General features: G+C 41.7%; 3 protein-coding genes. All 3 read right to left on the bottom strand.

Annotated features, from left to right (window positions below; all coding sequences use genetic code 11):
* Positions 1-513 (bottom strand): putative sulfate exporter family transporter (locus tag RTR63_RS11715; RefSeq protein ID WP_312524447.1); only part of this gene is annotated, 513 nt, incomplete at its 3' end.
* Positions 514-859: 346 nt separating this feature from the next.
* Positions 860-1651: an ATP-binding cassette domain-containing protein gene (locus RTR63_RS11710; protein ID WP_312524445.1), complete on the bottom strand. Its 792-nt coding sequence runs from the start codon at positions 1649-1651 to the stop codon at positions 860-862.
* On the bottom strand, positions 1651-1982 hold a 332-nt coding region (locus RTR63_RS11705; protein ID WP_312524443.1), incomplete at its 5' end, for an ABC transporter permease subunit. The genes RTR63_RS11705 and RTR63_RS11710, both read right to left, overlap by 1 nt.

Genomic DNA, 1982 nt, shown 5'->3' with positions numbered 1-1982 from the left:
GATGGCCGCCGGACCCGCTTTTAAAATCGTAATGAAGGGTAAGGTTGCCCCCATTAAAACAATACCAATTTTGACATAGTATTCGGTTCTCAGCACTTCCTTTAATTTATCAGCAATTGAGGTAAAATTGCCAATTAACAGACCTATGAACAAGGCTACCAAAGGACTTTCTAGTTGCCATGCTTTGACAGTCTTATTACTGCTTAAAATCAAAATGCCCGCCGCCATCAAAAACAATAGGACAAATTTGGCTAAAAATGGGGGTAACTTTATTTCAGGTTGCGCGGATTTGGCACCCAAAAATAGCAATAACCCGAAACCAATTCCTAAGCTTAGCAGTCCTAGGATTGAATGGCTAACTAGGTTAAATAACTCACTAAAGTCTGACCAAGGTTTTATTTTAACATTTAAGTTGGCAATAGGTATTTGCGATATATACAAGGTGCAAATCACTACCACAATAAATAGTCCCAGTACAACCGACCAATTATCCTCATTTTTTAAAAATTTCATGACCTCACGCTCCTTTCTCCCAGTATTGATATAGCACTTGTATCAAATGAAAAAGGCATTATTCCATAAATTATTGATTACACTTAGTAACCATAACTGATATGAATATAATAAATTCTGCTAACAGGCGGTACTGTGAGCGCATAATGTTTAGGTGGATTTTACTTACTGACTTAGCACCAATAAAAGCACTGAGCAAAGCTTCGGCTAGCCCAGACAGAAAAATCAAATCGATTAATTTTATCATTAAAAAAGCCCATTAATTTTTTAATGGGCTTTTGCTCAATAAAGGGTGGCAAAGAGTGCCAAAAGGTGTCAGTTGCTTGTCATTGAACGATTGACAGACTCAATGCACCGCTAAAATCTTATCCAGCACAATTTGCTCAAGTGGCGCAGTTTTAGTCATATTATTACGGGGATGTGGCAATAAGATTGGCAAGTCTAGTCCAATTTTGCCTTGTTCAATTAAAATCACCCTATCAGCAGTGATGACCGCTTCACTGACATCATGGGTCACTAAAATCACCGTAAATCGATGTTCTTGCCATAATTTGACCAACAGTTGCTGCATATCAAGACGGGTTAACGCATCTAGCGCCCCCAATGGCTCATCAAGTAGCAACAGCTGGGGACGATGAATAATCGCTCTGGCCAAAGCCACTCGCTGCTTTTGCCCCCCTGACAATGCCGATGGCCAATCATCCGCTCGCTCTGCCAAGCCGACTTCCGCTAACGCTTTCAACGCTTGCGCTTTCCAATCTGGCATTTTTAGCCCAAGCCCCACATTTTCCAGTACCGTTTTCCAAGGTAATAATCGGTCATCTTGGAACATCAGCCGCGTGGATTGTCGCCATGCCTGAGGCGACATTGCTTGATTGGCAATTGACATGGCTGTCAACTCCCCACTACTCGCCGTTTCTAACTGAGCAAGTAAACGTAGCAACGTTGATTTACCACAGCCACTGTGCCCGACAATAGCGATAAAATCACCACTTTGAATGTGCAAATCTAGGTTTTTAATGACTTCTCGATTGTCAAATTTTTTGACCACATTGGTTAAGCTTAAAGCCAATCCTGTTGAGGTTTTTAATGGCGTTCTGGATGACGCTGACAATGGTGCTGACAATGGCGTTGACATTAGTGTGCTCCTTGTTGATACGCGGGGTGCCATTTGAGCCAAACAAACTCAAGCTTTTTGGCAATAAAATCGGCTATAAACCCTAATAATGCATAAACCAAGATTGAAAACATAATGATATCAATCTGAAAAAACTCGCGAGCGTGCATGGCTAAATACCCAATGCCTGTGGTGGCCGAAATGGTTTCCGCCACAATCAGCGTCAGCCACATAATGCCCAATGAAAAACGCACCCCCACCAAAATACTCGGCAATGCCCCAGGTAAAATCACTTCTTTAAACAATGCCCAACCTGTTAAATCATAGCTTTTTGCCATCTCAACCAGATGTT

Source organism: Moraxella sp. CTOTU47724 (assembly GCF_032014955.1).
GTDB classification, from domain to species: domain Bacteria; phylum Pseudomonadota; class Gammaproteobacteria; order Pseudomonadales; family Moraxellaceae; genus Faucicola; species Faucicola tetraodonis.
Note: the sequence above shows the minus strand (reverse complement) of the source record. Positions and strands in the feature narration are given on the sequence as shown.

Bases quoted from the DNA above. Each gene is read 5' to 3' on its own strand.
- RTR63_RS11710 (WP_312524445.1), bottom strand. From the start codon at position 1,651: ATGTCAACGCCATTGTCAGCACCATTGTCAGCGTCATCCAGAACGCCA.